Here is a 22,922-nt window from a genome sequence, read left to right as displayed (position 1 = left end):
GATCGACATATGCAAGAACGAAAACTGGGCCGTACCGGCGCAAACGTTTCTGAAATCGGTTTCGGCGCCTGGGCCATCGGCGGCGCCTGGGGCGACGTCAGCATGGAGGATGCCAAGGCCGCACTGCATGCGGCCCTGGACGGGGGCGTCAGCTTCATCGACACCGCCGACGTCTACGGCGACGGCCGCTCGGAACAGATCATCGCGGAGGTGCTGGCGGAACGTGGCGGTGAAAAGCCGTTCGTTGCCACCAAGGCGGGCCGCCGCCTGACGCCCCATGTGGCGGAAGGCTATACCAAGGCGAACCTGAGCGACTTCGTGGAGCGCTCGCTGCGCAACTTGCGGGTCGATTGCCTGGACCTGGTGCAGCTGCATTGCCCGCCGCCCGCGGTGTTTTACCGGCCCGAGGTCTTCCAGGCGATGGATGAGCTGGTTGCCGAGGGCAAGGTGCGGCACTACGGCGTCTCGGTCGAAAAGGTGGAAGAAGCGCTGAAGGCCATCGAATACCCGAACGTGGCGACCGTACAGATCATCTACAACATCTTCCGCCAGCGTCCCGCCACACTGTTCTTCGAGCAAGCGAAGAAGCGCGATATCGGCGTGATCGTGCGGGTGCCGCTGGCATCGGGACTCCTGACCGGCAAGATGAGCGCCGACACCGCATTCGCCGCGGACGACCACCGCGCCTTCAACCGTAATGGCGAGGCATTCGACAAAGGCGAGACCTTCGCCGGCGTTCCCTACCCATTGGCCTTGGAAGCGGTGGAGCACATCCGCAAGCTGGTCCCCGGCGACGCGTCGATGGCGCAATTCGCCCTGCGCTGGATCCTGATGGAAGAGGGCGTCAGCACCGTGATCCCGGGAGCCAGGAACGCCACGCAGGCAAGGTCGAACACCGAAGCGGCCGCGCTTGCGCCGCTCGCGCCGGAAGTCATGTCCGAACTGCGTGCACTCTACCGCGAGATGATCGCGCCGCATGTCCACCACCTCTGGTAACGCGAGCCGGACCGGCCGGCTGCTGGCGCTGTCGCTGGCGCTCCTGCTCGCTTCGAGTCCCCGCGAGGCGTCGGCCCTGCCGCCGCCTCCGGAGTACGTCGAGCTGACGCCGGATACCATGAAGAAGCTGGGCATCGAATACCGGCTGTACCGAAAGGGCGAGCGATCGAGCATCTACCTCGCCTATCCCGCCCGCCTGCGCGAGAAGCTTCGGCCCCGCTACATCACGGTCCTTGCGCAGGATCGGCAGGGAAGAGAGCAGCAGCGTTCACGCATCCTTGCAAACGAGGAGGGTGGTTCCCTTGACCATTCGTTCGACCACCGCCAGGTCGATATGGCGGTCAGCGTGGAATATGGCGAACCCTATGTGTACGCATCCACCGTGTACGGCATCAAGTCGGTGTCGGCCTTCATCACGAAGTACATGAAGCCGAGCGACCTGCTGCCGCCGCCGCTGATCGAATACAAGCCCTGAGCCTCATTCGCCGAGCTGCAGGCCGTTCTCTTCGCACCAGCGCCGCAGCGCGCTGCGGGTGGCTTCCGCGTGAAAGCGTTCCCAGGCTTCGCCCGCGCCGCGCTCCTCCAGCAGGCGGGCGAAACCTTCGGTGTTGCGGTCTCGGAACATGTCGCGCACCGTATCCTGGTCGTCGGCCAGGTGGGTGGCGGCGAAGCGCAGGACCAGTCCGTCTCCGATGCCGAGCGTGCCCGCGGGCGGTACGGAAACGTAGCGCGCGTCGTCGCCGGACGCCGAGGGCGTTGGCGCCTCCTCGTCCATGTACTCGTCGTTCAGGAGGTGGATCATGCCTGTTTCGCGCGACACCATGGCCGTGACCGACCCGCCGCCATCCTCGACCATCATGGCCGCTCCTTCGAGTTCATCCAGATTGACTGTTGACATGGCTAATCCTGTGCGCGTAGTCGGAGGAAGCAGTATGAAGCGCCTGCGTGCGACGGGTGCGCACGGTTGGCGGCAAAGTGAACTTCCGTGATTTTTCCTGCTTGGCAAGATGCTATGCTGGGTTCAACGGCCGGGCTCGGCCGTCGGCTCCCGGGAACTGACATGCGCAAACTCATCTTGATTGGAATCGCGGCTCTCGCCATCGTCAATCCGCTCCGGGCAGCACCGGCGGTTGGCAACAGCCCACCCTCGACCAGGCCGGCCGGTGTGGCGCAAGCGGTGACGGTGACCATCGACACCGACTCCACCAAAGCCGTGCTCGACGCGGTCCTGAACCCTGCGCTCACCATGGCGGAAGCGCTGCGCATCGCCGCCTTGCCCGGCAACCAGGGGCTGATCCGGAAGGCCCGCTCCTACGGCCGGCCAGGCACGGACGAGCTGTTCGCGAAAGCGCTGGTGGCCGCGGCGCATCGCGACGATGCCGCGGAGGATCCGGGGAAGTTTCGCTTCGGGCCGGTACGCGACCATGCTGCGCAGATCAGGGCCACCCTGGCGAAGCTGGAGGATCCCGCTTCCAACCTGCTGGCACGCGTCAAGGCCAGGATCGCCGAGTTCACCCCGTCCAGCCTTAGTGGGCATGCGACAGGCTATCTGATCGTTGGCGGAACCTCCGGCGGCTTCGCCTTCGGCGGCCCGGAGTTTTTCCTCAACCTGGACAGGTTCCCATCTGCGGCGCTCGCCGCCACGATCATGGAGCATGAGCTTTTCCACGCGATCCAGGGCCTTGCCCGGGCATCGTCGTCCAAGGCAGATGCTGCCTGCCTGGCGAAGATCCCGCACAGCGAAGAGTTGTCGCGGCTATTCATGTCCCTGGAGATGGAAGGGAGTGCCAGCCTGGTTGGCGATGTTCCCGCCATGCCGGCCGGAATCGATGAGGAAACCGACAAGGAACGCAAGCAGGTCATTCGCAACGTCGGCCAGGCCGGCCGGAGCAGCACGCTGCTGGAGCTTTCCATCCACGGCCTGACTACCAGGGCAAAGCTGAGCTACGACGACATCTATGCGCTGGGCTTCTATGGCGACCAAGTGCTCTACGGCCTCGGTTACGTCATGGCCCGTGCCATCGCCGCCGAGGAAGGAAAGGGCGCGATTGCCGCGTTGACCGGACGGCCTGGCGCGCTCTTCGTGCAGCGTTACCGCCAGCTGAAAAGCTACGGCAAATCGGAGGATGTGCCAGTGCTGTTTCCTGCAACATTGCAAGCTGCTGAACAACTTGCAGCTTGTGCGGAGGGCGCGCGCTAGCCAAGCGCCCCTGTCGGTACGTGCTCCGCTCCGGTATCATGCGGGGATGAATGCAATTTCCTCCCAACCGTTCGTGATTGGTGTCGCCGGCGGCAGCGGCAGCGGCAAGTCGACGGTGACCCAACAAGTACTGGCGTCCTTCGGCGCCGAAATGGTGTCGGTCGTGATGCAGGACGACTACTACCGTGACCAGTCCGACCTTACCCCCGAAGTGCGCCGCAAGCAGAATTACGACCATCCGGACGCCTTCGACTGGCCGCTGCTGGTGGAGCACGTGCGGGCCCTGCGCAATGGCGAAACGATCCAGATGCCGGTATACGATTTCACGGTCAGCAACCGTTCCGACAAGACGATTCCCGTCAAGCCGGCCCCGGTGATCGTGATCGAAGGCCTGTTCGCCCTGTACGACGCCGATTTGCGCGACATGATGTCGCTGAAGATCTTTGTCGACACCGCCGCCGACGTCCGCTTCATCCGCCGCATGCAGCGGGATGTGGCCGAACGCGGACGCTCGGTGGAGAGCATCGTCAACCAGTACCTGGAAACGGTACGCCCGATGCACAAGCAGTTCATCGAGCCGACCAAGCGCAATGCCGACGTCATCCTGCCGCACGGCGCGAATGGCCCGGCAGTCGATGTCATCACCACCAAGGTAGCAAGCGTCATCGGCCAGTTGAAGCGGCGTTCGACCGATCACTGACAGCCGATTCGTGTTGCGTTTTAGTTAGCTAAACGCTGCCCATCTGTAAAGACTGTAAGCAACTGTTTCAAAGTGCGTAAAGTCACGTAACAGTTGTTTTTTGGAATGCTAGGATCCTTTCAATTGCTCTTTTGGCAGACAAGAAAGGTAATCCATCACATGTTCCAGACCAGATCCCGCCTTGCCTTCGTTGGCGCCACGGCCCTCAGCGCCGCCGTCCTGTCCGCCTGCGGCGGCGGTGGCGGCAGCGATGCCTCGTCCGGTGCCCCGGTCAGCACCCTCGGCACCCTGGCCGTGTCAATGACCGACGCCCCGGCCTGCGGCTTCGATGCCGTCAACGTCACCGTCTCCAAAGTGCGCGTGCACCGCAGCGAAGGCGCGTCGGATCTTGATAGCGGCTGGACCGACATCAGCCTGAACCCGGCGAAGAAGATCAACTTGCTGAACCTGACCAACGGCGTGCTCGAAGCGCTCGGCCAGACCTCGCTCGAAGCAGGGCGCTACACCCAGCTGCGCCTGGTCCTGGACAGCAATGGCAACACCGTGGTGCCGACCGCCGGCAAGACCGAGCAGCCGCTCGAGACCTCGGGCAGCATCCAGAGCGGCATCAAGCTGGTCGGGAACTTCGAGGTGACGGCCGGCCAGAAGACCGACGTCGTGCTCGACTTCGACGCCTGCAAGTCGGTGCTCACCCGCGGCAAGGGCAGCTATGCGCTCAAGCCCGTGGTGAAGGTGGTGCCGGCGACCCTGAACGGCATCTCGGGTTTCGTCAGCACCGCGCTGCTGGGCCGCAGCGTGCAGGTCTCGGCGCAGCAGAACGGCCAGATCATCGGCGCCACCACGCCGAACCCGGGCACCGGCGAATTCGTGCTCTCGCGTCTCGCGCCGGGCAACTACGACGTCGTCATTACCGCCAACGACAGCGCGGCCAGCGTGGTGGCGGGCGTGCCGGTGGCATCGGCCAGCAGCACCACGGTCCTGAGCACGTCGAGCGCGCCGATCCTGCTGGCGCCGGGCACGACCGGTTCGATCGGCGGCAGCGTGACCACGACGCCGGCCAGTCTCGATACGGCCTATGTGTCGGCCAAGCAGAGCTTCGCGGCCGGTCCGACCGTCACCATCAAGTACCAGGGCGCCGACCTGGCCAGCGGCGCCTACACGATCGCCACCCTGCCGGTGACGGCGCCGCAGTTCGCGACCTATACCAGCACGCTGCCGCTGGCCTTCAGCGCCAGCAGCGCGGCGCCGGCGGGCAAGTACCGTGTCGAGGCGGCGGCCAGCGGATATGTGACGAAGTCAGTCGACAATGTCGATATCGGTACTGCCAACCAGTTGAACGTCAATTTTGCACTGACGCGCTAACTCGACAGTGAAACGTGCGCCCTCCGGAGTTTGCTAAGATAGCAAGCCTGTCCAACACAACCGGAGGGGCCCCATGAAAGATCTCATTCGCGATGCCGAAAGCCTGCTGTCCGCCAGTTCGTTCAGCGACGGCGTCGGCCGCCGCGTCTTCCTGAAAGCCGCTGCAGGGAGCGGATTCGCCGTCGCCGCGCTGCCGGTGGTGGCCCAGACCCAGATCCAGACCAGTACCGAAGGACTGGACGCGGCCGACCACATCGTCGTCGTGGGCGGCCAGGACGTGCCGGTCTACCGTGCCCAGCCCAAGGACCGCACCAACCTGCCGGTGGTGCTGGTCATCTCCGAGATCTTCGGCGTCCACGAGCACATCAAGGACGTGGTGCGCCGCTTCGCCAAGGCCGGCTACCTGGCCGTGGCCCCGGACCTGTTCGTGCGCCAGGGCGACGCCACCAAGACCCCGATGCCGGACCTGATGAAGAACATCATCGCCAAGGTCCCGGACGCCCAGGTCATGTCGGACCTCGACACCATCGTCAAGTGGACCAAGCAGCGCGGCGGGAACACCGCCAAGCTTGGCATCACCGGTTTCTGCTGGGGCGGCCGCATCACCTGGCTGTACGCGGCGCACAACCCGGACGTCAAGGCCGGCGTGGCCTGGTATGGCCGCCTGGTGGGCGATACCAACCCGCTCCAGCCGAAGCACCCGATCGACATCGCCCAGAACCTGAAGGTGCCGGTGCTCGGCCTGTACGGCGCCAAGGACAACGGCATCCCGCTGGACTCGGTGGAGCGCATGCGCAAGGCGCTCGACGCCGGCAACAGCCGCTCGATGATCCACGTGTACCCGAACTCGGGCCACGCCTTCCACGCCGACTACCGTCCGAGCTTCAACGCCGCCGACGCCAAGGACGGCTGGGCCAAGGCGCTGGACTGGTTCTCGAAGAACGGCGTGGCCTGATCCGCACGGAGCGCGACCGGGCAGGGTACAATGCCCGGTTTGCTGCTCCGCACCAGAACAAGAGGCCCTAAATCGACCCCGTCCTGACTTCCATCCTGCTGGCGACCGTGATCGCCGGCGTCGCCAGCATCACCGGCGCTGCCGTGTTTTCGTTCGCGCTGCTGTCGAAGGTGGTCGAACGGATGGTCAGCCTGTCGGTCGGCATCATGCTGGCCACCTCGCTGCTGCACGCGCTGCCGGAAGCCTTCGAATCGGGCGCCGACCCGCGCAGCCTGTTCGCCACCCTGCTGGGCGGCCTGCTGGCTTTCTTCGTGCTGGAGAAGCTGGCGATCCTGCGCCACTCGCACCACCACGAGGGCGACGGCCACCACCACGCGCACGGCCATGACGCCCACCAGGCCGGCAAATCCGGCTGGATGATCCTGCTGGGCGACGCGATGCACAACTTCACCGACGGCATCCTGATCGCCGCGGCCTTCCTCGCCAATCCGGAACTGGGCATCGTCACCGCGCTGGCCATCGTCGCCCACGAGATCCCGCAGGAGATCGGCGACTTCATCGTGCTGCTCAATGCCGGCTTCTCGCGCCTGCGCGCCTATGTCTTCAACCTGCTGTGCAGCCTGATGGCGGTGGCGGGCGGCCTGCTCGGCTACTTCACGCTGGACCAGGCCAGCGGCCTGATTCCCTACGTGCTGGTGTTCGCTTCCTCGGGCTTCATCTACATCGCGGTGAGCGACCTGATGCCGCAGATGCAGCGCCGCGCCACGGTGCGCGAGTCGGTGCCGCAGGTGGCCCTGATCGCGCTCGGCGTGGCGATCGTGGTGATGCTGAACCACGCTTATTAAGCGACATCTTCCTTTTTAGCTTTTACGCGCTCTCCTGCAAGGGAGGGCAGGGCGTTCGTTTGCTTCTTGCGTCGCTAATGATAATGACTTATCATTACCGCAGAACTCAACAAAGGAAGCCTTGCCATGTCCACTTCGACCTTCCCCCGCACGCCGCTCGCGCTGGCGATCCTGTTTGCCTTCGGCGCCCCGCTGGCGCATGCGCAGACCGACAGCCGCCTGCAGGCCGATCCCGACACCGTCCCGACCGTGGTGGTCTCCGCCAGCGCCCTCGGCGTGGTGAGCGACGACATGATCACGCCGGTGACCTCGCTCGGCGGCGGTGAACTGGTGCGCGTGCGCGAGTCGACCCTGGGCGAGACCCTGGCCAACCAGCCGGGCATCAACTCGAGCCACTTCGGCGCCGGCGCCAGCCGTCCGGTCATCCGCGGCATGGACGGCCCGCGCGTGAAGATCCTGTCGGACGGCGCGGAAGTGCAGGACGCGTCCACCATCAGCCCCGACCATGCCGTCGGCTTCGAACCTGTCCTGGCCGAGCGCATCGAAGTGCTGCGCGGCCCGTCGGCGCTGGCCTATGGCGGCGGCGCGGTGGGCGGCGTGGTGAATATCCTGGACCGTAAGATCCCGACCCGGGTGCCGGAAAAGGGCATCGAAGGCAGCGCCGAGGTGCGCGCCAATTCGGTGGCGCGCGAGAAGACCGGCGCCTTCGAAGTGACCGGCGGCAGCGGCAACTTCGCCGTCCATGCCGAGGGCGTCAAGCGCGACGCCGGCGAATACCGCGTCGGCAAGGGCTATCCCGAGGGCAAGCGCGTCCCCGGCAGCTACAAGGACACCGAGAGCGGCACCGTGGGCCTGTCCTGGGTGGGCGAACGCGGCTACCTGGGCGCGGCCTACACCAAGGAGCGCACCGAATACGGCATCCCAGGCCACAACCACGAATTCGAAAGCTGCCACCCGCACGGCGACCACCTGCACTGCGGCGGCCACGACGACCATGCCGGCCACGACCACGACCATGAACATGGCCACGAAGAGGTGCCGGTCGTGAAGCTGGACAGCGACCGCTGGGACCTGCGCGGCGAATACCGCAATCCGCTGCCGGGCTTCGCCAAGGCGCGCCTGCGCGCCTCGCTCACCGACTACCGCCACGACGAGCTGGAAGGGGGCGTGGTCGCCACCAGTTTCATGAACAAGGCGCACGACGCCCGCGTCGAGCTGGAACACCATCCGGTCGCGGGCTGGCGCGGCGTCGTCGGTGCCCAGACCACGCGCCGCGATTTCCGTACCGAGGGCGACGAAGCCTATGTGCCGCCGACCGTCACCAGGAAGCACGCGGTGTTCGTCACCGAGGAATACAAGCTGGACAACTGGCGCTTCGAAGCCGGCGCCCGCCACGAGTGGCAGGACATCGTCGTCGACAGCGCCACCCAGCGCGATACCGACGCACGCGGCACCTCGGTGGCGCTGGGCGCGGTCTGGAAGTTCCAGCCGCAGTACTCGCTGCGCGCCGGCATCGCCCGCAGCCACCGCCTGCCGACCTCGGAAGAGCTGTACGCGGACGGCGTGCACCTGGCCACCGCGACCTACGAGATCGGCAACCAGAACCTGGGCAAGGAAACCTCGAACAACATCGACGTCACCCTGCGCAAGTTCGAAGGCAATACGACCTTCTCGCTGAGCGCCTTCCACAACCGCGTCGACAACTACATCTACGCGCATACCCTGGACAACCACGAAGGCTTCCAGCTGGTCGAGTACGCCCAGCGCGACGCCACCTTCACCGGCCTGGAAGGGGAGCTGCGCCACAAGTTCTCGAACATCGTGGAAGGCACGCTGTTCGGCGACTACGTGCGCGCCCGCTTCGACGGCGGCAGCGGCGAGGGCAGCCGCAACATCCCGCGCATCCCAGCGCACCGCATCGGCGTGCGCCTGAATGCGGACTGGCAGGCCTGGCACGGCATGGCCGAGCTGGTGCGCGTCGGCAAGCAGGACAAGGTGGCGGAATTCGAAGGGACGACCGGCGGCTACAACATGCTCAATCTCGGTACCCACTACACCACGCGCATCGGCGGCGTGCCGGCCCAGCTCTACGCCCGCATCAACAACCTGACGAACGAACTGGCCTTCAGCCATACCTCCTTCATCAAGGAAGCGGCGCCGCTGCCTGGTCGTAACATCACCGCCGGACTGCGCTTCATTTTCTGATGAAGATCCTGATCCGGTTCGCCGACTACGCCGGCATGGCGGCGTCGGCCCTGTGCCTGGTGCACTGCCTGGCGATGCCGCTCCTGATCGCGGCATTTCCCTTGCTGGGCCTGGGCGGGAAGCACCATGCGCTGCACGATGCCTTGCTGCTGGGCGTGACGGTGCCGGTGCTGCTGGCGCTGGTGCCGGGCTACCTCAAGCACCGCGATCCGGTCGCTTTGTCACTGGGGCTGGTGGGGCTGGGCGCCTTCCTGCTGGCGGTGTTCGTCGTCGGGCCGCAGCTGGGCGAGATGGCGGAGACGGTGGCCGCGGTGCTGAGCAGCGTGCTGCTGCTGGGGGCGCACTGGCGCAACCACCGTTATTGCAAGGATTGCCGTTCAGCGTGAACGGCAGGCGCTGCACAAGCCGTACAGCGTCAGCTCGTGCGACTCCAGCACGAAGCCCTCCGGCGTCAGCTTCTGCATGTCTCCCGGGCAGGCGTGCACCTCGTACACCTTGTCGCAGGAGCGGCAATGGAAGTGGTGATGGTGGCCGTGCCCGGCGATCTCGTAGCGGTCGCCCCCGCCCGGCAGGGACACCGTGGTGATCTCGCCCGCTTCCAGCATCGACTTGATGTTGCGGTAGATGGTCGCCATGCCGATGCCCGGCACCACGGCCTGGGCCTGCTCGAGGATTTCCTGCGGCGCCAGCGGGCGCCCGGCATCCTCCATGCACTGGTGGATCGCCTTGCGCTGGCGCGTATTGCGTTGTTCCATGGCGGCTTATTTCTTCGCGCGCAGCGATTCGAGTTCGGCGCGCAGGGCGCTGCGCTCGGCGTAGGACTTGTCCAGCTGCGCGCGCAGGGTCTTCACTTCGCTCTCGAAGTTGTCGCGCGCGGTGGTGGCGCCCACCAGTTCCATCTCGGCGGCCAGGCGCGCGTCGGATTCGCTTGCCTGGGCCGCGACGTTGCGCTCGAGCTGGGCGCGCAGGTCGGCCAGCTGGCGGTCCTTGCCGTCGATCGCCAGCTGGTCCTTGGCCTTGCTCACCAGCGCCTCGGTGGCGACCTGGCGTGCGTCGCGCAGTTCCGCCGTCAGGCGCTCGATCTCGGCCTGGTGTTCGCTGGATGCTGCCAGTGCCTGGTCGCGTGCGGCTTCGAGCTCGGCGCCGGTCTCGCGCAGGGCGGCCGCATCGGCTTCGAGGGCGGCCAGCGCGTCGCGCACCGGCGCGGCGGTTTGCTCGGCCACCTGCTGCACCCAGCCGCTCAGGGCGGCGGCAACGGCTTCGGGAATCTCCAGCGCCGGGGCGCCTGCGTTCATCTTGTCTTCGTTCGACATTGCTGCGTGCTCTTTCGTTGCTGCTTTTTTCATCAGGATGGCTCCCGGCTCAAGCGTCGCCTTTGGCAACAGGGCGGCCGGTATCGTTCTTGCCGTCGCCCACCCATTCGCTCCACGACCCCGGATACAGCGCCGCCCCCGGCATGCCGGCGACTTCCAGCGCCAGCAGGTTGTGGCAGGCGGTGACACCCGAGCCGCACTGCATGATGGCCCGTGCCGGGTCGTCGACGACCAGCGGCGCGAATTCTTCCCGCAGGGTGGTCGCATCCTTGAAGCGGCCGTCCGCCTGCAGGTTGTCCTTGAAGAAGCGGTTGCGGGCGCCCGGGATATGGCCGCCGATCGGGTCGATGGTCTCGTTCTCGCCGCGGAAGCGGTCTGAGGCGCGTGCATCGATGACGATGCGTTCGCCCTTGTCGACGTTCTCCATGATTTCCGCCACCGTCACGGTCGGCACGAAGGGCGCGCGGATGCTGATGCTGCCGCGCGGTTTCGAACCCGTCTCGGTCGTGAGCGGCTTGCCGATCGACTGCCAGGCCGCCATGCCGCCGTCCAGCACCGCCACCGCCTCGTGGCCGAGCCAGCGCATCAGCCACCACAGGCGAGCGGCGAACATGCCGCCGTGGGCGTCGTAGGCCACGACCTGGGAGTTGTCGTCGACGCCCCAGCCGCGCAGGGTTTCAAGCAGCGCCTCTTTTTCCGGCAAGGGGTGGCGGCCGCGGAACACGCCGTCCGGGCCGTGCTTGGCGCCCGACAGCTGGGTTTCGATGTCGCCGAAGACCGCGCCCGGCAAGTGGCCGGCGGCATAGCCTTCGCGGCCGGCCGCCAGGTTCATCAGGTCGTGGCGACAATCGACCACCACCCAGTTGGGATTGTCGATGTGCGCGGCCAGGTCTTGCGCCGAAATCAGTGTCGTATACATGTCGCTCCTCAAGTCTCGCTGGCGATCGGATCGGTGTCCTTGACCACGGCGCCCTTGGCCGTGCTGCGTGTATTGTAGAACGTCGCGGCGATGCCCGATGCAAGGATCACGGCAATGCCCAGCCAGACGTGCCAGTCGAAGGTGTCGTTCCACAGGGCAAGGCCCCACAGGCTGGAAAACACGATGCCGGTGTACTGCAGGTTGGCCACCACCAGTACCTTGCCGACGCGGTAGGCGCGCGTCATCGCGATCTGGGCCAGCAGGCCGAAGATGCCGACCGCCAGCAGCAGGGCGCCGCTGTACAGGGTGTGGCTCTGGAATACGGCGCCCGGGCCGGCCCCGCTGTCGCCCGCCAGCGTGCCGAACAGGCCGGCAATGGTGGTGCTGAGCGAGAAGTAGAACACCACGCGGTACTCCGGTTCGCCCATCTGGCCGAGTTTGCGCACCTGCATGTAGGCCGCCGCCGAGATCAGCGACGAGGCGATGCCTGCCAGGCCGCCGATCCACTGGTTGGTTTCGATCGCCGGCTGCAGCACCAGGGTCACGCCGAAGAAACTCATGGCGATCGCCAGCACCAGCGGCCATTCGGGCAGCTTGCTGCCGCTCCACCAGCCGTGGGCGAACATCCAGGCCGCGATCCAGATCGGCGCCATGTAGTTGAGCGTGACCGCGGTGGCCAGCGGCAGGCGCGAAATGGCGAAGAACCACAGCCACAGCGAGACGACGCCGACGACGCTGCGCCAGACGTGGGCCGCCACGAAGGGAGTCTTGAAGGTGCCGCCCTGGTGGCGCACCGCCACCAGCAGCACCAGGGTGCCGATGAGGCCGCGGTACATCAGGAGTTCGGAGGTGGAGTAGAACTCGGAGGCCAGCTTCACGCCCGCGCCCATGGCGGCGAACGCGAAGCTGGCGAACAGCATCCAGAGTGAAGCCATCAGAGATCGAGCTTACTTCGGTACCACTCGTGGAAGTGCTGCATCCCGTCTTCCATCGGCGACTGGTAGGGGCCGACTTCGTTGACGCCGCGCTCGAGAAGGATCTTGCGGCCGGCATCCATGCGCAGCGCGATCTCGTCGTCCTCGACCGCGGTTTCCATGTAGGCGGCGCGTTCGGCCTCGACGAATTCGCGCTCGAACAGCACGAACTCTTCCGGGTAGTAGAACTCGACCACGTTGCGGGTCTTCTGCGGGCCGATCGGCCACAGGGTCGATACCACCAGCACGTTCGGATACCACTCGACCATGATGTTCGGGTACAGGGTCAGCCAGATGGCGCCGTACTTCGGCGGCTGGCCGTCGTTGAACTTCAGGACTTGTTCCTGCCACTTCTTGTAGGCCGGCGAACCCGCCTTCTGCAGCGCGCGGTTCACGCCCACGGTCTGGACGCTGTAGTCGCGGCCGAATTCCCACTTCAGGTCGTCGCACGAGACGAAGTTGCCCAGGCCCGGGTGGAAGGGCTCGACGTGGTAATCCTCCAGGTAGACCTCGATGAAGGTCTTCCAGTTGTAGTCGCACTCGTGGATCTCGACGTGGTCGAACATGTAGCCGCTGAAGTCGAGGTCCTTGGTGACCTCCATGTTCTTCAGCTTCTCCATGACGTCGTAGCCGTTCTGTTCGAACAGCAGGCCGTTCCAGTTCTGCAGCGGCGTCTTCGACAGGTTCAGGCAGGGCGTCTCCGGGAAGTGCGGAGCGCCGATCAGCTGGCCTTTCAGGTCGTAGGTCCAGCGGTGCAGCGGGCAGACGATGGTGTTCGCATTGCCGCGGCCATTGAACATCAGCGCCTGGCGGTGACGGCAGACGTTGGACAGCACTTCGATGCCGCCCGCGTTGCGGACCAGCATGCGACCTTCGTTTTCGGATGCAAGTGTCGCGAAATCGCCTACCTCAGGCACCATCAATTCGTGGCCGACGTAGCGTGGGCCCTTGTGAAACAGCTGCTGCAGCTCGCGCTGCATCAGCATATTGTCAAAGTAGACATTTACCGGAAGCTGAGCGCACGAGCGCGCCAGCTTGGCGTGGGTAGCCAGATCGGACATCCCAACCCCCCTTTAATTTAGCAGTACCAAAGAAGAGAAAGAATCCAAAGACCAGTATCTGGAACACGCGAAAATCTACTGCGCGTCGCACTGTTGGTCTGCGATGCTCGCTGTACTCAAGTACAGCTGCGCTTCTCAACCAACATTGCTTCCGCTCGCGACGATTTTTGCGTGTTCCATTGGTTGAGGAATACGGTATTTCGGACAGAACCGAAGATTATACCGTGGAAACAGGCTCAGGGTCAGGGCCCGTCACGTGGAAGAGACGAAACCGTGCAAATAAGTTGTTGAATAATCACGGGTTTCATCGAGGCAGGCGCAATCGCGTTAAAAGCTTCCATCGGAGCAAGTTGCGTTCGATGCAATGTGCGCCCCTTGAGGGGAAGGATTGGACTAAAATACGCGATTGGACTGTCCCATGGCGCACCCTTGCGCCGTCCCCTATTAAATAGCTATGGCAAATATGACAAACGGCGCGCCGCCGGAATCCTTCGAGGGCGCGATGGCCGAGCTGGCCCAGCTCGTGTCGCAGATGGAATCCGGCCAGCTTCCGCTCGAAGCCTCGGTGGCCGCCTATGCGCGCGGCTCCGAGCTGGTGAAGTATTGCGCGGCCCAGCTGGAAAAGGTCGAGTCCCAGGTCAAGGTGCTCGAAGGCGACATGCTCAAGCCCTTCTCGGCCGAAGGCGAGGGCGAGCAATGACGCAGCCATTCCAGGACTGGATGCAGCAGGTGCAGCAGGACGTCGAGCATGCGCTCGAGACCTTCCTGCCGGCCGCCACCACCATCCCGCACAAGCTCCACGAAGCGATGCGCTACACCACGCTGGGCGGCGGCAAGCGGATCCGTCCGCTGCTCGCCTACGGCAGCGGCGCCCTGTTCGGCGGCGCGCAGTTTGACCATTCGGAGGCGCTGGCGCGCGTGGCTGCTGCCGTCGAGATGATCCACGTGTACTCGCTGGTGCACGACGACATGCCCTGCATGGACGACGACGACCTGCGCCGCGGCAAGCCGACCGTGCACGTCGCCTACGACGAAGCGACCGCGCTGCTGGTCGGCGACACGCTGCAGGCCCAGGCCTTCGAGACCTTGGCCGGCATCGACACCTTGCCACCTGCGCGCCTGGTCACCATGCTGCGCCTGCTGGCCGAAGCGGCGGGCTCGAGCGGCATGTGCGGCGGCCAGGCGATCGACCTTGACAGCGTCGGCCTGGCACTCACACGCGAGGAACTGGAGCGCATGCACCAGCTCAAAACCGGAGCGATGCTGCGCGTTTCGGTGATCCTGGGCGCGCTTGCCGGCCGTGACTTGTCGCCCACCGAACTGGAAGCATTGACAGCCTATTCGAAGGCGATCGGCCTGGCTTTCCAGGTGGTGGACGACGTGCTGGATGCGACGGCCGATTCGGCCACGCTGGGCAAGACCGCGGGCAAGGACGCGGCCGACAACAAGCCGACCTATGTGTCGATCCTTGGGCTGGACCAATCGAAGGAACTGGCCGAGCAACTGCGGCGTGAAGCGCACGATGCGCTGGCGCCATTCGGAGAACAAGCACTGCGGCTGCGCGAACTCGCGGACCTCATCGTGCAGCGGAAGGCATAAATGAACCTGCTAGAGACCATCAACGACCCCGCGGACCTGCGCAAGCTGCCGCGCACGCAACTGACCCCGCTCGCCACCGAGCTGCGCCAGTTCCTGCTCGACTCGGTGTCGAAGACCGGCGGCCACCTGTCCTCGAACCTGGGCACCGTGGAACTGACCATCGCGCTGCATTACGTCTACAACACCCCGCACGACCGCATCGTGTGGGACGTGGGCCACCAGACCTATTCGCACAAGATCCTCACCGGCCGCCGCGACCGCATGCCCAGCCTGCGCCAGCTGAACGGCCTGTCGGGCTTCCCGAAGCGCGACGAGAGCATCTACGACACCTTCGGCACCGCGCATTCGTCGACCTCGATCTCTGCGGCCCTGGGCATGGCCCAGGCGGCCAAGCTGAAAGGCGAAGACCGCCACGCGATCGCCGTGATCGGCGACGGCTCCATGACTGCCGGCATGGCCTTCGAGGCCCTGAACAATGCGGGCGTCGAGGAAGACTGCAACCTGCTGGTGGTCCTGAACGACAACGACATGTCGATCTCGCCGCCGGTGGGCGCGCTGAATCGCTACCTGGCGCGTTTGATGAGCGGCCAGTTCTACGCCGCCGCCAAGAACGTGGGCAAGAGCGTGCTGCCGGGTGCAGTGCTGGATCTGGCGCGCAAGCTCGAGGAACATGCCAAGGGCATGGTGGTCCCGGCCACCATGTTCGAGGAATTCGGCTTCAACTACATCGGCCCGATCGACGGCCACGACCTGGATTCCCTGATTCCGACCCTGGAGAACATCAAGAAGCTCAAGGGCCCGCAGTTCCTGCACGTGGTGACGAAAAAAGGGCAGGGCTACAAGCTGGCCGAGGCCGAGCCGATCCTGTACCACGGCACCGGCAAGTTCAACCCGACGGAAGGCATCAAGCCGGCCACCGCGCCGAGCAAGATCACCTACACCGAAGTGTTCGGCAACTGGCTGTGTGACATGGCGGCCGTCGACAAGCGCCTGGTCGGCATCACGCCGGCGATGCGCGAAGGCTCGGGCATGGTGCGCTTCCACCAGCAGTATCCGGAGCGCTACTTCGACGTCGGCATCGCCGAGCAGCATTCGGTGACCTTCGGCGCCGGCATGGCCACCGAAGGCATGAAGCCGGTGGTGGCGATCTACTCGACCTTCCTGCAACGCGGCTACGACCAGCTGATCCACGACGTGGCCCTGCAGAACCTGGACGTGACCTTCGCGCTCGACCGTGCGGGCCTGGTCGGCGCCGACGGCGCCACCCATGCCGGCAACTACGACCTGGCCTACCTGCGCTGCATCCCGAACATGGTCGTCATGGCCGCGTCGGACGAGAACGAATGCCGCCAGATGCTGACCACCGCCTACCACTACCCGGGCCCGGCAGCGGTGCGCTATCCGCGCGGCGCCGGCATTGGCGCGGCGATCCAGGAAGAGCTGACATCGATCGAGATCGGCAAGGGCGAAGTACGGCGCGAAGGCAAGGGCATCGCGATCCTGGCCTTCGGTTCGATGGTGGCGCCGAGCATCGCGGCCGGCGAAGAGCTGAACGCGACGGTCGCCAACATGCGCTTCGTGAAGCCGCTCGACGTGGAGCTGGTCAAGCGCCTGGCGAAGGAGCACGACTGCCTGGTGACGGTGGAAGAGGGCTGCGTGATGGGCGGCGCGGGCAGCGCGGTGATGGAAGCGCTGGCGGCGGAAGGGATTGCCAAGCCGGTGCTGAACCTGGGCCTGCCGGACAAGTTCATCGACCAGGGCGATCCGGCGGCGCTGCTGGCGTCGGTGGGGCTGGATGCCAAGGGCATTGCTGCGTCGATTCGTCAGCGTTTCGCGGTCGGTGAGCCGCGCCTGGTGGTGAATAACACCTAAGTGGTACGTTTATAAAATTGGGTTCCCGCCTTCGCGGGAATGACGGTTCTAGAGCCAACACACTCAAGACCGTCGTTCCGGCGAAGGCCGGAACCCAATTTTTCTTCCGAAGTCGCCTAAAGCAAGCTCACCCCGGCTGGCCAAACAGTGCCTCCGCCCTCTGGAACAAAATCCACGAGGTCGCAATGTACTTGTCCCCACTGCGCGACACATGCCCCTTGTGGGTATGCGTAAACCCCGCCGGCGCAATGATCAGGCGCCCCTTGTGCGCCTCCACCTTGCGCCCCTGGTACAGGAACTCCGTCTCCCCGCCATCGGCCACGTCGTTGAGATAAAACTGCCACAGCAGCACCCGGTGCAGGGTCTCGCAGCTGGCGTTTTGCGGATAGATCTCGGAATGCCAGTGGTGGTAGCCCCCGGTCCCCTCCAGGTACTTCTGCAGGTTGATGTTCCCGACCCGGTAGATCGACTGCATCAGTTCCACGACGTTCGGTGTGCCGAACTCGTCGAAATTACCAAGTGACAGCGTCACCGGCTCGCCCGTCTGCGGATGCGCCACCTGCGGGGACAGCGCGCCGATCAGCAGCATGCGGTACTTGTCCATGTACTGCGCCAGGTGACGCGCCATGGTCTGCGTCAGCAGGGCGCCGACATCGTCCCATTCCGCATGCCCGTTGATGGTGAGGTCGTAGCTGTCCTTCTTGCTGACATCCACCCCGTTGCCGGTGCGGCCGCGCGCCACCTTCTTGCTATCGTCGAAGCGCGCGCGGATCGCGTCGCACTGCTCGGCAGTGAGGGCGTTGTCGTAGATGGCGATGAAGTCGTCCATGGGTTTATCCCCGCTTGCGCTCGTGCTGCCACAGCACGTCGCTGCCGCCGGCGAATCGGTTCAGCACGCGGGCCAGCACGAACATCAGGTCCGACAGGCGGTTCACGTACTGGCGCGGATGCGGGCGGATCTGCTCGGCATGCGACAGCGCCACGATGCTGCGCTCGGCACGGCGGCACACGGTGCGGCACACATGGGCGAGGGAAGCGGCGCGCGAGCCGGCCGGCAGGATGAATTCCTTCAGGACCGGCAAGTCGGCGTTGTACTTCTCGAGCAGGCCGTCCAGGCGGGCCACGTGCTCGTCCTTGATCATCTCGTAGCCCGGGATGCACAGTTCGCCGCCCAGGTCGAACAGGTCGTGCTGGATCGAGATCAGTTCCTCGCGCAGGTCGCCAGGCATCTCTTCGCACAGCAGCAGGCCCACGAACGAGTTGAGCTCGTCCACTTCGCCGAGCGAATGGATGCGCGCGCTGTCCTTGCCGGTGCGGCTGCCGTCGCCCAGGCCGGTGGTGCCGTCGTCGCCCGTGCGGGTGGCGATTTTCGAGAGTCGGTTACCCATGATGTAGTCTTATATGATCTGTAAAAAAAACGATAGGGCGAGCATACGATAAAACACGGCGCTTGTGCCCCGCACGGGCCCGAATATGCCTACAATTCAACCATGAGCGCCATACCATCCACTGTCGCCGGAAGGCGCGACCAGGTCGCAGCGAGCCTGCGTGCGCGCCTGCCCGACGGCTGCGTCCTGTCTGACCCCGAAGACACCCGTCCCTACGAATGCGACGGCCTGGCCGCCTACCGCCAGTTGCCGATGATCGTCACGCTCCCCACCAGCGAAGAGCAGGTGCTGGCGATCCTGAACATCTGCCGCGAATTGAACGTGCCGATCGTGCCGCGCGGCGCCGGCACCGGTCTCTCGGGCGGCGCGCTGCCGATCGCGGATGGCGTCGTGATCTCGACCGCGAGATTGAACCGCATCGTGCGGGTGGATGCGTACTCACGCACCGCCGTGGTCCAGCCGGGCGTGCGCAACCTCGCCATCTCCGAAGCAGCCTTTCAACACGGCCTGTACTACGCGCCCGACCCCTCGTCGCAGATCGCCTGCACCATCGGCGGCAACGTGGCCGAGAACTCGGGCGGCGTGCACTGCCTGAAATACGGCCTGACGGTGCACAACGTGCTGCGCGTGCGCGTCGCCACCATCGAAGGCGAGATCATCGAACTCGGCAGCGAAGCGCTGGACGCGCCGGGCCTGGACCTGCTGGCCGTGTTCATCGGCTCGGAAGGCATGCTCGGCATCGTGACGGAAGTCACCGTGAAACTGGTGCCCAAGCCCGCGGTGGCCCAGGTCGTCATGGCCTCTTTCGACGACGTCATCACCGCCGGCAATGCGGTGGCCAGTATCATCGCCGCCGGCATCATCCCGGCCGGGCTGGAGATGATGGACCGCACCTCGGTGCGCATGGTCGAGCCATTCGTGCGTGCCGGCTATGACACCGATGCGGCCGCCATCCTGCTGTGCGAGGCCGACGGGACCGCACTGGAGGTGGCGGAAGAAATCGAACGCATGAAGGCGGTCTTCGAAGGCGCCGGCGCCACGGCGATTGCCGTCTCGCAGAGCGAGGCCGAGCGCATGCGTTTCTGGTCCGGCCGCAAGAACGCCTTCCCGGCGGCAGGGCGCATCTCGCCGGACTACTACTGCATGGACGGCACCATCCCGCGCAAGCAGCTGGCGCGCGTATTGAAGGGCATCGAGGAAATGGAGACGAGCTTCGGCCTGCGCTGCTCGAACGTGTTCCATGCGGGCGACGGCAACATGCATCCGCTGATCCTGTTCGATGCGAACCAGCCGGGCGAATTCGATCGCGCCGAGGCCTTCGGTGCGGCGATCCTGGCGCTGTGCGTCGAAGTGGGCGGCACCATCACCGGCGAACACGGCGTGGGCATGGAGAAGATCAACTCGATGTGCGTGCAGTTCGGCCGCAAGGAGCTCGACGCCTTCTTCGAGGTCAAGCGCGCCTTCGATGCGCCCATGCTGCTCAATCCGGACAAGGCCATCCCGACTCCGCACCGCTGTGCCGAATTCGGCAAGATGCATGTGCATGGCGGCGAGCTGCCGTTCCCCGACCTCCCGCGTTTTTAAAGCATGCAATCGATCGAACAATTCCAGCAACGGGTGCGCGCCGCCGCAGCCGACAAGACGCCCCTGCGCATCCGCGGCGGCGGTAGCAAGGACTGGTACGGCCAGCGCCTCGAGGGCGAGATCCTCGACACGCGCGGCTATGCCGGCATCGTCGACTACGAGCCGACCGAACTGGTGATCACGGCGCGCTGCGGCACGCCGCTCGCCGAGATCGAAGCGGTGCTGGCCGAACGCAACCAGATGCTGGCCTTCGAGCCGCCGCACTTCGGCGAGGGGGCCACCCTGGGCGGCGCCATCGCCGCCGGCCTGGCCGGCCCGCGCCGCGCGACCAGCGGCGGCGTGCGCGACTTCATGCTGGGGGCGAAGCTGCTGGACGGGAAGGGCGATGTGCTCACCTTCGGCGGCCAGGTGATGAAGAACGTGGCCGGCTACGACGTCTCGCGCATGCTGGCCGGTTCGCTCGGCACCCTCGGCCTGCTGCTGGAAGTGTCGGTCAAGGTCTTGCCGAAGCCGTTTGCCGAAACCACGCTGTGCCTGGAGTTGCCGGAGGGCGAGGCCATCCGCAAGCTGAACGCGTGGGGCGGCCAGCCGCTGCCGCTGTCCGCCAGTTGCTGGCACAACGGCAGCTTGTGGCTGCGCCTGTCGGGCGCCCAGGCCGCGGTGGATGCGGCCGTGCGCCTGATCGGCGGCGAGACCATGCCCAACGCGGCGTGCTTCTGGGAAGAGCTGCGCGAACAGCGCTTGCCCTTCTTTGGCGGCGAGGAGGCATTGTGGCGCCTGTCGCTGCCCTCCACGACGGATACACTCAAGCTCGGCGGCGTGCAGCTGATCGAGTGGGGCGGCGCCCAGCGCTGGCTGCGTAGCGACCGCGATGCCGAAACGATCCGCGCTGCGGTATCCGCCGTCGGCGGCCACGCGACCCTGTTCCGTGGCGGCGACAAATCCGTGGTCGTGTTCCAGCCCCTTCAGCCGGCGGTCGCGCGCATCCACGAACGCCTGAAGAATTCCTTCGATCCGGCGCACATCTTCAATCCGGGACGACTGTACTGATATGCAAACTAACCTGGCCGATTTCATCAAGGACACTGCGGACGGCAAGGAAGCGGAAAGCATCCTGCGCGCCTGCGTGCACTGCGGCTTCTGCACCGCCACCTGCCCGACCTACCAGCTGCTGGGCGACGAGCTCGACGGCCCGCGCGGCCGCATCTACCTGATCAAGCAGGTGCTGGAAGGCGCCGAGCCTACCCGCAAGACCCAGCTGCACCTGGACCGCTGCCTCACCTGCCGCAACTGCGAAACCACCTGTCCGTCGGGCGTCAAGTATGGCCGCCTGGTGGACATCGGCCGCCGCGTGGTCGAGGAACGCGTGCCGCGCCCCCTGAAAGACCGGGTCAAGCGCAGCACGCTCAAGGAGTTCCTGCCCCGTAGCGCACTGTTCAAGCCGGCTTTCAGGGCAGGGCAGCTCGCCCGCCCGCTGCTTTCCAGAGCGCTGCAGGACAAGCTGCAGCCCGCACGCAGCGCCGGCGCCTGGCCTACCCGGACCCATGCGCGCAAGATGCTGGTGCTGGAGGGCTGCGTGCAGCCGGCGATGGCCCCGAACATTAATGCCGCCACCGCGCGCGTGCTCGACGCCTTCGGCGTGCAGCTGATAACGGCGCCAAAGGCCGGCTGCTGCGGCGCCGTGCGTTACCACTTGAACGATCAACAGGGCGGCCTGGAGGACATGCGCCGCAACATCGACGCCTGGTGGCCCTTGGTCGAGCGGGGCGAGATCGAGGCGATCGTCATGACCGCGTCCGGCTGCGGCGTCACCGTCAAGGAATACGGTCACCTGCTGGAGCACGACGAGGCCTATGCGGCCAAGGCCGGACGCATCTCGATGCTCACGCGCGACCTGTCCGAAATCCTGCCGGAGTTCGAGGAGCAGATCGCCGCCAAGCTGCAAGGGAAGATCGCCAAGCGCGTCGCCTATCACCCGCCCTGCACGCTGCAGCACGGCCAGCAGATCCGCGGCAAGGTCGAGGGCATGCTGCGCGCGGCCGGCGTCGACGTTACGCTGTGCGCCGAGAGCCACCTGTGCTGCGGCTCGGCCGGTACTTATTCGGTCCTGCATCCCGAGATCGCGCACGAACTGCGGGACCGCAAGCTGGCCAACCTGGAGGCCTGCAAGCCGGACGAAATCGTCTCCGCCAACATCGGCTGCATGACCCACCTGCAGTCGGGGACGCAGACGCCGGTCACGCACTGGATCGAGCTGATCGACCGCGCGCTGGAGCCAGGCGCGGCGCCATGAAAAAAGGCGCTGTCATCTTTCACTATGGATGAGGGCGGAACTGCTTAGCTCATCCATGGTCGAATGCCTGTCACCACAGACGGGAGCAACCATGCGCGCACCGCATTTCAAGAAGTGGTTTGCCAGACTCCCTGCACTGAACCTGCCCCAGCGCCTGCAGACGCTGGCCGCCCTGCATCCCGCTGCCGGGCTGGACCAGGTAATCGCACTCATCGGCCAGATCGGCGGGGCGATGCGTCGCTGCCCCAACTGCGCCTGCGAACGTTACTACCGGCATGGGCAAGCTAATGGCCTGCAACGCTATCGCTGCCGCGCCTGCGGTCGCACTTATAACGACCTGAGCGGCACGCCGCTGGCGCGGCTGCGNCTGCGTGAAAAATGGCTCGATTACCTGGGCACCGTGCTCGACTCGACATCGGTGCGCGCCGCCGCCAGCGGCGTCGGCGTGCACCGCAACACCGCCTTTCGCTGGCGCCACCGCTTCCTGGAGCGCCCCAGGCATGACCAGCCGACGCGCCTGGGCGGCATCGCCGAGGCTGACGAAATGTTCATACTGGAATCGCAGAAAGGCACGCGCACGCTGGATCGGCCGGCACGCCGGCGCGGCAGCCGGGCCGGCAAGCGCGGCATCTCACGCGAGCTCGACTGCATTCTGG

Annotated in this window: 24 protein-coding genes; 16 read left to right on the top strand and 8 right to left on the bottom strand. The window is 65.6% G+C overall.

Features of this window, described 5'->3' with window-relative positions; genetic code table 11:
* Positions 1–9: 9 nt before the first annotated feature.
* A complete protein-coding gene (locus YWC_RS0112970; protein WP_027865765.1) occupies positions 10–996 on the top strand; it encodes an aldo/keto reductase in 987 nt (328 codons plus the stop codon).
* Positions 977–1,471 (top strand): hypothetical protein, encoded by a 495-nt coding sequence (locus YWC_RS0112965; RefSeq protein ID WP_027865764.1) that lies wholly within the window; start codon positions 977–979, stop codon positions 1,469–1,471. Before YWC_RS0112970 ends, YWC_RS0112965 begins: the two co-directional genes overlap by 20 nt.
* 3 nt (positions 1,472–1,474) lie before the next feature.
* Here the strand turns inward: YWC_RS0112965 and YWC_RS0112960 are convergent, their stop codons facing one another.
* Positions 1,475–1,894 (bottom strand): hypothetical protein, encoded by a 420-nt coding sequence (locus YWC_RS0112960; protein WP_027865763.1) that lies wholly within the window; start codon positions 1,892–1,894, stop codon positions 1,475–1,477.
* Positions 1,895–2,056: 162 nt separating this feature from the next.
* Between YWC_RS0112960 and YWC_RS0112955 the strand changes: the two genes are divergently transcribed.
* The 7 genes from YWC_RS0112955 to YWC_RS0112925 all read left to right on the top strand — a co-directional run bounded on the left by YWC_RS0112955 (position 2,057) and on the right by YWC_RS0112925 (position 9,649).
* Positions 2,057–3,196: a DUF5700 domain-containing putative Zn-dependent protease gene (locus YWC_RS0112955; protein WP_156923650.1), complete on the top strand. Its 1,140-nt coding sequence runs from the start codon at positions 2,057–2,059 to the stop codon at positions 3,194–3,196.
* A gap of 46 nt (positions 3,197–3,242) precedes the next feature.
* Complete coding sequence (gene udk, locus YWC_RS0112950; RefSeq protein ID WP_027865761.1) at positions 3,243–3,896, top strand: uridine kinase; 654 nt, start codon at positions 3,243–3,245, stop codon at positions 3,894–3,896.
* 159 nt (positions 3,897–4,055) lie between these two features.
* The gene (locus YWC_RS0112945) at positions 4,056–5,258 is read left to right on the top strand and encodes a DUF4382 domain-containing protein (RefSeq protein ID WP_027865760.1); all 1,203 of its coding nucleotides are present in this window, start codon (positions 4,056–4,058) and stop codon (positions 5,256–5,258) included.
* 73 nt (positions 5,259–5,331) lie between these two features.
* Entirely contained in the window at positions 5,332–6,213 is an 882-nt protein-coding gene (locus YWC_RS0112940) for a dienelactone hydrolase family protein (protein ID WP_027865759.1), read from the top strand.
* Between the two features lie 107 nt (positions 6,214–6,320).
* Positions 6,321–7,058 carry a ZIP family metal transporter gene (locus tag YWC_RS0112935; protein WP_229413098.1) on the top strand — a complete coding sequence of 246 codons (738 nt, stop codon included), beginning with the start codon at positions 6,321–6,323 and terminating at the stop codon, positions 7,056–7,058.
* Positions 7,059–7,184: 126 nt separating this feature from the next.
* Complete coding sequence (locus YWC_RS0112930) at positions 7,185–9,263, top strand: TonB-dependent receptor domain-containing protein (RefSeq protein WP_027865757.1); 2,079 nt, start codon at positions 7,185–7,187, stop codon at positions 9,261–9,263.
* Positions 9,263–9,649, top strand: coding sequence for a MerC domain-containing protein (locus tag YWC_RS0112925; RefSeq protein WP_027865756.1), 387 nt, complete (start codon positions 9,263–9,265; stop codon positions 9,647–9,649). The genes YWC_RS0112930 and YWC_RS0112925 overlap by 1 nt, the downstream gene beginning before the upstream one ends.
* On the opposite strand, the gene YWC_RS0112920 is transcribed toward YWC_RS0112925, so the two are convergent.
* The 5 genes from YWC_RS0112920 to YWC_RS0112900 are packed head-to-tail and all read right to left on the bottom strand — an operon-like array spanning position 9,641 to position 13,530.
* Positions 9,641–10,018 carry a Fur family transcriptional regulator gene (locus YWC_RS0112920; RefSeq protein WP_027865755.1) on the bottom strand — a complete coding sequence of 126 codons (378 nt, stop codon included), beginning with the start codon at positions 10,016–10,018 and terminating at the stop codon, positions 9,641–9,643. The genes YWC_RS0112925 and YWC_RS0112920 overlap by 9 nt on opposite strands.
* A gap of 6 nt (positions 10,019–10,024) precedes the next feature.
* The gene (locus YWC_RS29270) at positions 10,025–10,609 is read right to left on the bottom strand and encodes a hypothetical protein (protein ID WP_156923648.1); all 585 of its coding nucleotides are present in this window, start codon (positions 10,607–10,609) and stop codon (positions 10,025–10,027) included.
* A 16-nt stretch (positions 10,610–10,625) separates the two neighbouring features.
* On the bottom strand, positions 10,626–11,495 hold the full coding sequence (locus tag YWC_RS0112910) for a sulfurtransferase (protein WP_027865754.1): 870 nt from the start codon (positions 11,493–11,495) through the stop codon (positions 10,626–10,628).
* A gap of 8 nt (positions 11,496–11,503) precedes the next feature.
* Positions 11,504–12,430: a DMT family transporter gene (locus tag YWC_RS0112905; RefSeq protein ID WP_027865753.1), complete on the bottom strand. Its 927-nt coding sequence runs from the start codon at positions 12,428–12,430 to the stop codon at positions 11,504–11,506.
* A complete protein-coding gene (locus YWC_RS0112900) occupies positions 12,430–13,530 on the bottom strand; it encodes an aromatic ring-hydroxylating oxygenase subunit alpha (protein WP_027865752.1) in 1,101 nt (366 codons plus the stop codon). The genes YWC_RS0112905 and YWC_RS0112900 overlap by 1 nt, the downstream gene beginning before the upstream one ends.
* A gap of 454 nt (positions 13,531–13,984) precedes the next feature.
* On the opposite strand from YWC_RS0112900, the gene YWC_RS0112895 reads away from it, so the two are divergent.
* The 3 genes from YWC_RS0112895 to dxs are packed head-to-tail and all read left to right on the top strand — an operon-like array spanning position 13,985 to position 17,001.
* Entirely contained in the window at positions 13,985–14,230 is a 246-nt protein-coding gene (locus YWC_RS0112895) for an exodeoxyribonuclease VII small subunit (RefSeq protein ID WP_027865751.1), read from the top strand.
* Positions 14,227–15,129 (top strand): polyprenyl synthetase family protein, encoded by a 903-nt coding sequence (locus tag YWC_RS0112890; protein ID WP_027865750.1) that lies wholly within the window; start codon positions 14,227–14,229, stop codon positions 15,127–15,129. The genes YWC_RS0112895 and YWC_RS0112890 overlap by 4 nt, the downstream gene beginning before the upstream one ends.
* Positions 15,130–17,001 (top strand): 1-deoxy-D-xylulose-5-phosphate synthase, encoded by a 1,872-nt coding sequence (gene dxs, locus YWC_RS0112885; RefSeq protein WP_027865749.1) that lies wholly within the window; start codon positions 15,130–15,132, stop codon positions 16,999–17,001. It abuts the gene before it with no gap.
* Positions 17,002–17,128: 127 nt separating this feature from the next.
* On the opposite strand, the gene YWC_RS0112880 is transcribed toward dxs, so the two are convergent.
* The gene (locus YWC_RS0112880) at positions 17,129–17,830 is read right to left on the bottom strand and encodes a 2OG-Fe(II) oxygenase (RefSeq protein ID WP_027865748.1); all 702 of its coding nucleotides are present in this window, start codon (positions 17,828–17,830) and stop codon (positions 17,129–17,131) included.
* Positions 17,831–17,834: 4 nt separating this feature from the next.
* Entirely contained in the window at positions 17,835–18,389 is a 555-nt protein-coding gene (locus YWC_RS0112875; RefSeq protein WP_027865747.1) for a cob(I)yrinic acid a,c-diamide adenosyltransferase, read from the bottom strand.
* 102 nt (positions 18,390–18,491) lie between these two features.
* Between YWC_RS0112875 and YWC_RS0112870 the strand changes: the two genes are divergently transcribed.
* The 4 genes from YWC_RS0112870 to YWC_RS33760 form a co-directional block, all read left to right on the top strand.
* The gene (locus YWC_RS0112870) at positions 18,492–19,973 is read left to right on the top strand and encodes an FAD-linked oxidase C-terminal domain-containing protein (protein WP_027865746.1); all 1,482 of its coding nucleotides are present in this window, start codon (positions 18,492–18,494) and stop codon (positions 19,971–19,973) included.
* A 3-nt stretch (positions 19,974–19,976) separates the two neighbouring features.
* The gene (gene glcE, locus YWC_RS0112865; RefSeq protein ID WP_027865745.1) at positions 19,977–21,023 is read left to right on the top strand and encodes a glycolate oxidase subunit GlcE; all 1,047 of its coding nucleotides are present in this window, start codon (positions 19,977–19,979) and stop codon (positions 21,021–21,023) included.
* A 1-nt stretch (position 21,024) separates the two neighbouring features.
* On the top strand, positions 21,025–22,266 hold the full coding sequence (gene glcF, locus YWC_RS0112860; protein WP_027865744.1) for a glycolate oxidase subunit GlcF: 1,242 nt from the start codon (positions 21,025–21,027) through the stop codon (positions 22,264–22,266).
* Positions 22,267–22,357: 91 nt separating this feature from the next.
* Positions 22,358–22,922 (top strand): IS1/IS1595 family N-terminal zinc-binding domain-containing protein (locus tag YWC_RS33760; RefSeq protein WP_036214286.1); only part of this gene is annotated, 565 nt, incomplete at its 3' end.

Source organism: Massilia alkalitolerans DSM 17462 (assembly GCF_000427785.1).
GTDB lineage: Bacteria > Pseudomonadota > Gammaproteobacteria > Burkholderiales > Burkholderiaceae_D > Telluria > Telluria alkalitolerans.
This window is presented reverse-complemented; position numbering and strand designations above follow the sequence as displayed.

Coding starts and splice junctions, on each gene's coding strand:
- YWC_RS0112970 (WP_027865765.1), top strand. CDS start 10: ATGCAAGAACGAAAACTGGGCCGTACCGGCGCAAACGTTTCTGAAATC.
- YWC_RS0112965 (WP_027865764.1), top strand. CDS start 977: ATGTCCACCACCTCTGGTAACGCGAGCCGGACCGGCCGGCTGCTGGCG.
- YWC_RS0112960 (WP_027865763.1), bottom strand. CDS start 1,894: ATGTCAACAGTCAATCTGGATGAACTCGAAGGAGCGGCCATGATGGTC.
- YWC_RS0112955 (WP_156923650.1), top strand. CDS start 2,057: ATGCGCAAACTCATCTTGATTGGAATCGCGGCTCTCGCCATCGTCAAT.
- udk (WP_027865761.1), top strand. CDS start 3,243: ATGAATGCAATTTCCTCCCAACCGTTCGTGATTGGTGTCGCCGGCGGC.
- YWC_RS0112945 (WP_027865760.1), top strand. CDS start 4,056: ATGTTCCAGACCAGATCCCGCCTTGCCTTCGTTGGCGCCACGGCCCTC.
- YWC_RS0112940 (WP_027865759.1), top strand. CDS start 5,332: ATGAAAGATCTCATTCGCGATGCCGAAAGCCTGCTGTCCGCCAGTTCG.
- YWC_RS0112930 (WP_027865757.1), top strand. CDS start 7,185: ATGTCCACTTCGACCTTCCCCCGCACGCCGCTCGCGCTGGCGATCCTG.
- YWC_RS0112925 (WP_027865756.1), top strand. CDS start 9,263: ATGAAGATCCTGATCCGGTTCGCCGACTACGCCGGCATGGCGGCGTCG.
- YWC_RS0112920 (WP_027865755.1), bottom strand. CDS start 10,018: ATGGAACAACGCAATACGCGCCAGCGCAAGGCGATCCACCAGTGCATG.
- YWC_RS29270 (WP_156923648.1), bottom strand. CDS start 10,609: ATGAAAAAAGCAGCAACGAAAGAGCACGCAGCAATGTCGAACGAAGAC.
- YWC_RS0112910 (WP_027865754.1), bottom strand. CDS start 11,495: ATGTATACGACACTGATTTCGGCGCAAGACCTGGCCGCGCACATCGAC.
- YWC_RS0112905 (WP_027865753.1), bottom strand. CDS start 12,430: ATGGCTTCACTCTGGATGCTGTTCGCCAGCTTCGCGTTCGCCGCCATG.
- YWC_RS0112900 (WP_027865752.1), bottom strand. CDS start 13,530: ATGTCCGATCTGGCTACCCACGCCAAGCTGGCGCGCTCGTGCGCTCAG.
- YWC_RS0112895 (WP_027865751.1), top strand. CDS start 13,985: ATGGCAAATATGACAAACGGCGCGCCGCCGGAATCCTTCGAGGGCGCG.
- YWC_RS0112890 (WP_027865750.1), top strand. CDS start 14,227: ATGACGCAGCCATTCCAGGACTGGATGCAGCAGGTGCAGCAGGACGTC.
- dxs (WP_027865749.1), top strand. CDS start 15,130: ATGAACCTGCTAGAGACCATCAACGACCCCGCGGACCTGCGCAAGCTG.
- YWC_RS0112880 (WP_027865748.1), bottom strand. CDS start 17,830: ATGGACGACTTCATCGCCATCTACGACAACGCCCTCACTGCCGAGCAG.
- YWC_RS0112875 (WP_027865747.1), bottom strand. CDS start 18,389: ATGGGTAACCGACTCTCGAAAATCGCCACCCGCACGGGCGACGACGGC.
- YWC_RS0112870 (WP_027865746.1), top strand. CDS start 18,492: ATGAGCGCCATACCATCCACTGTCGCCGGAAGGCGCGACCAGGTCGCA.
- glcE (WP_027865745.1), top strand. CDS start 19,977: ATGCAATCGATCGAACAATTCCAGCAACGGGTGCGCGCCGCCGCAGCC.
- glcF (WP_027865744.1), top strand. CDS start 21,025: ATGCAAACTAACCTGGCCGATTTCATCAAGGACACTGCGGACGGCAAG.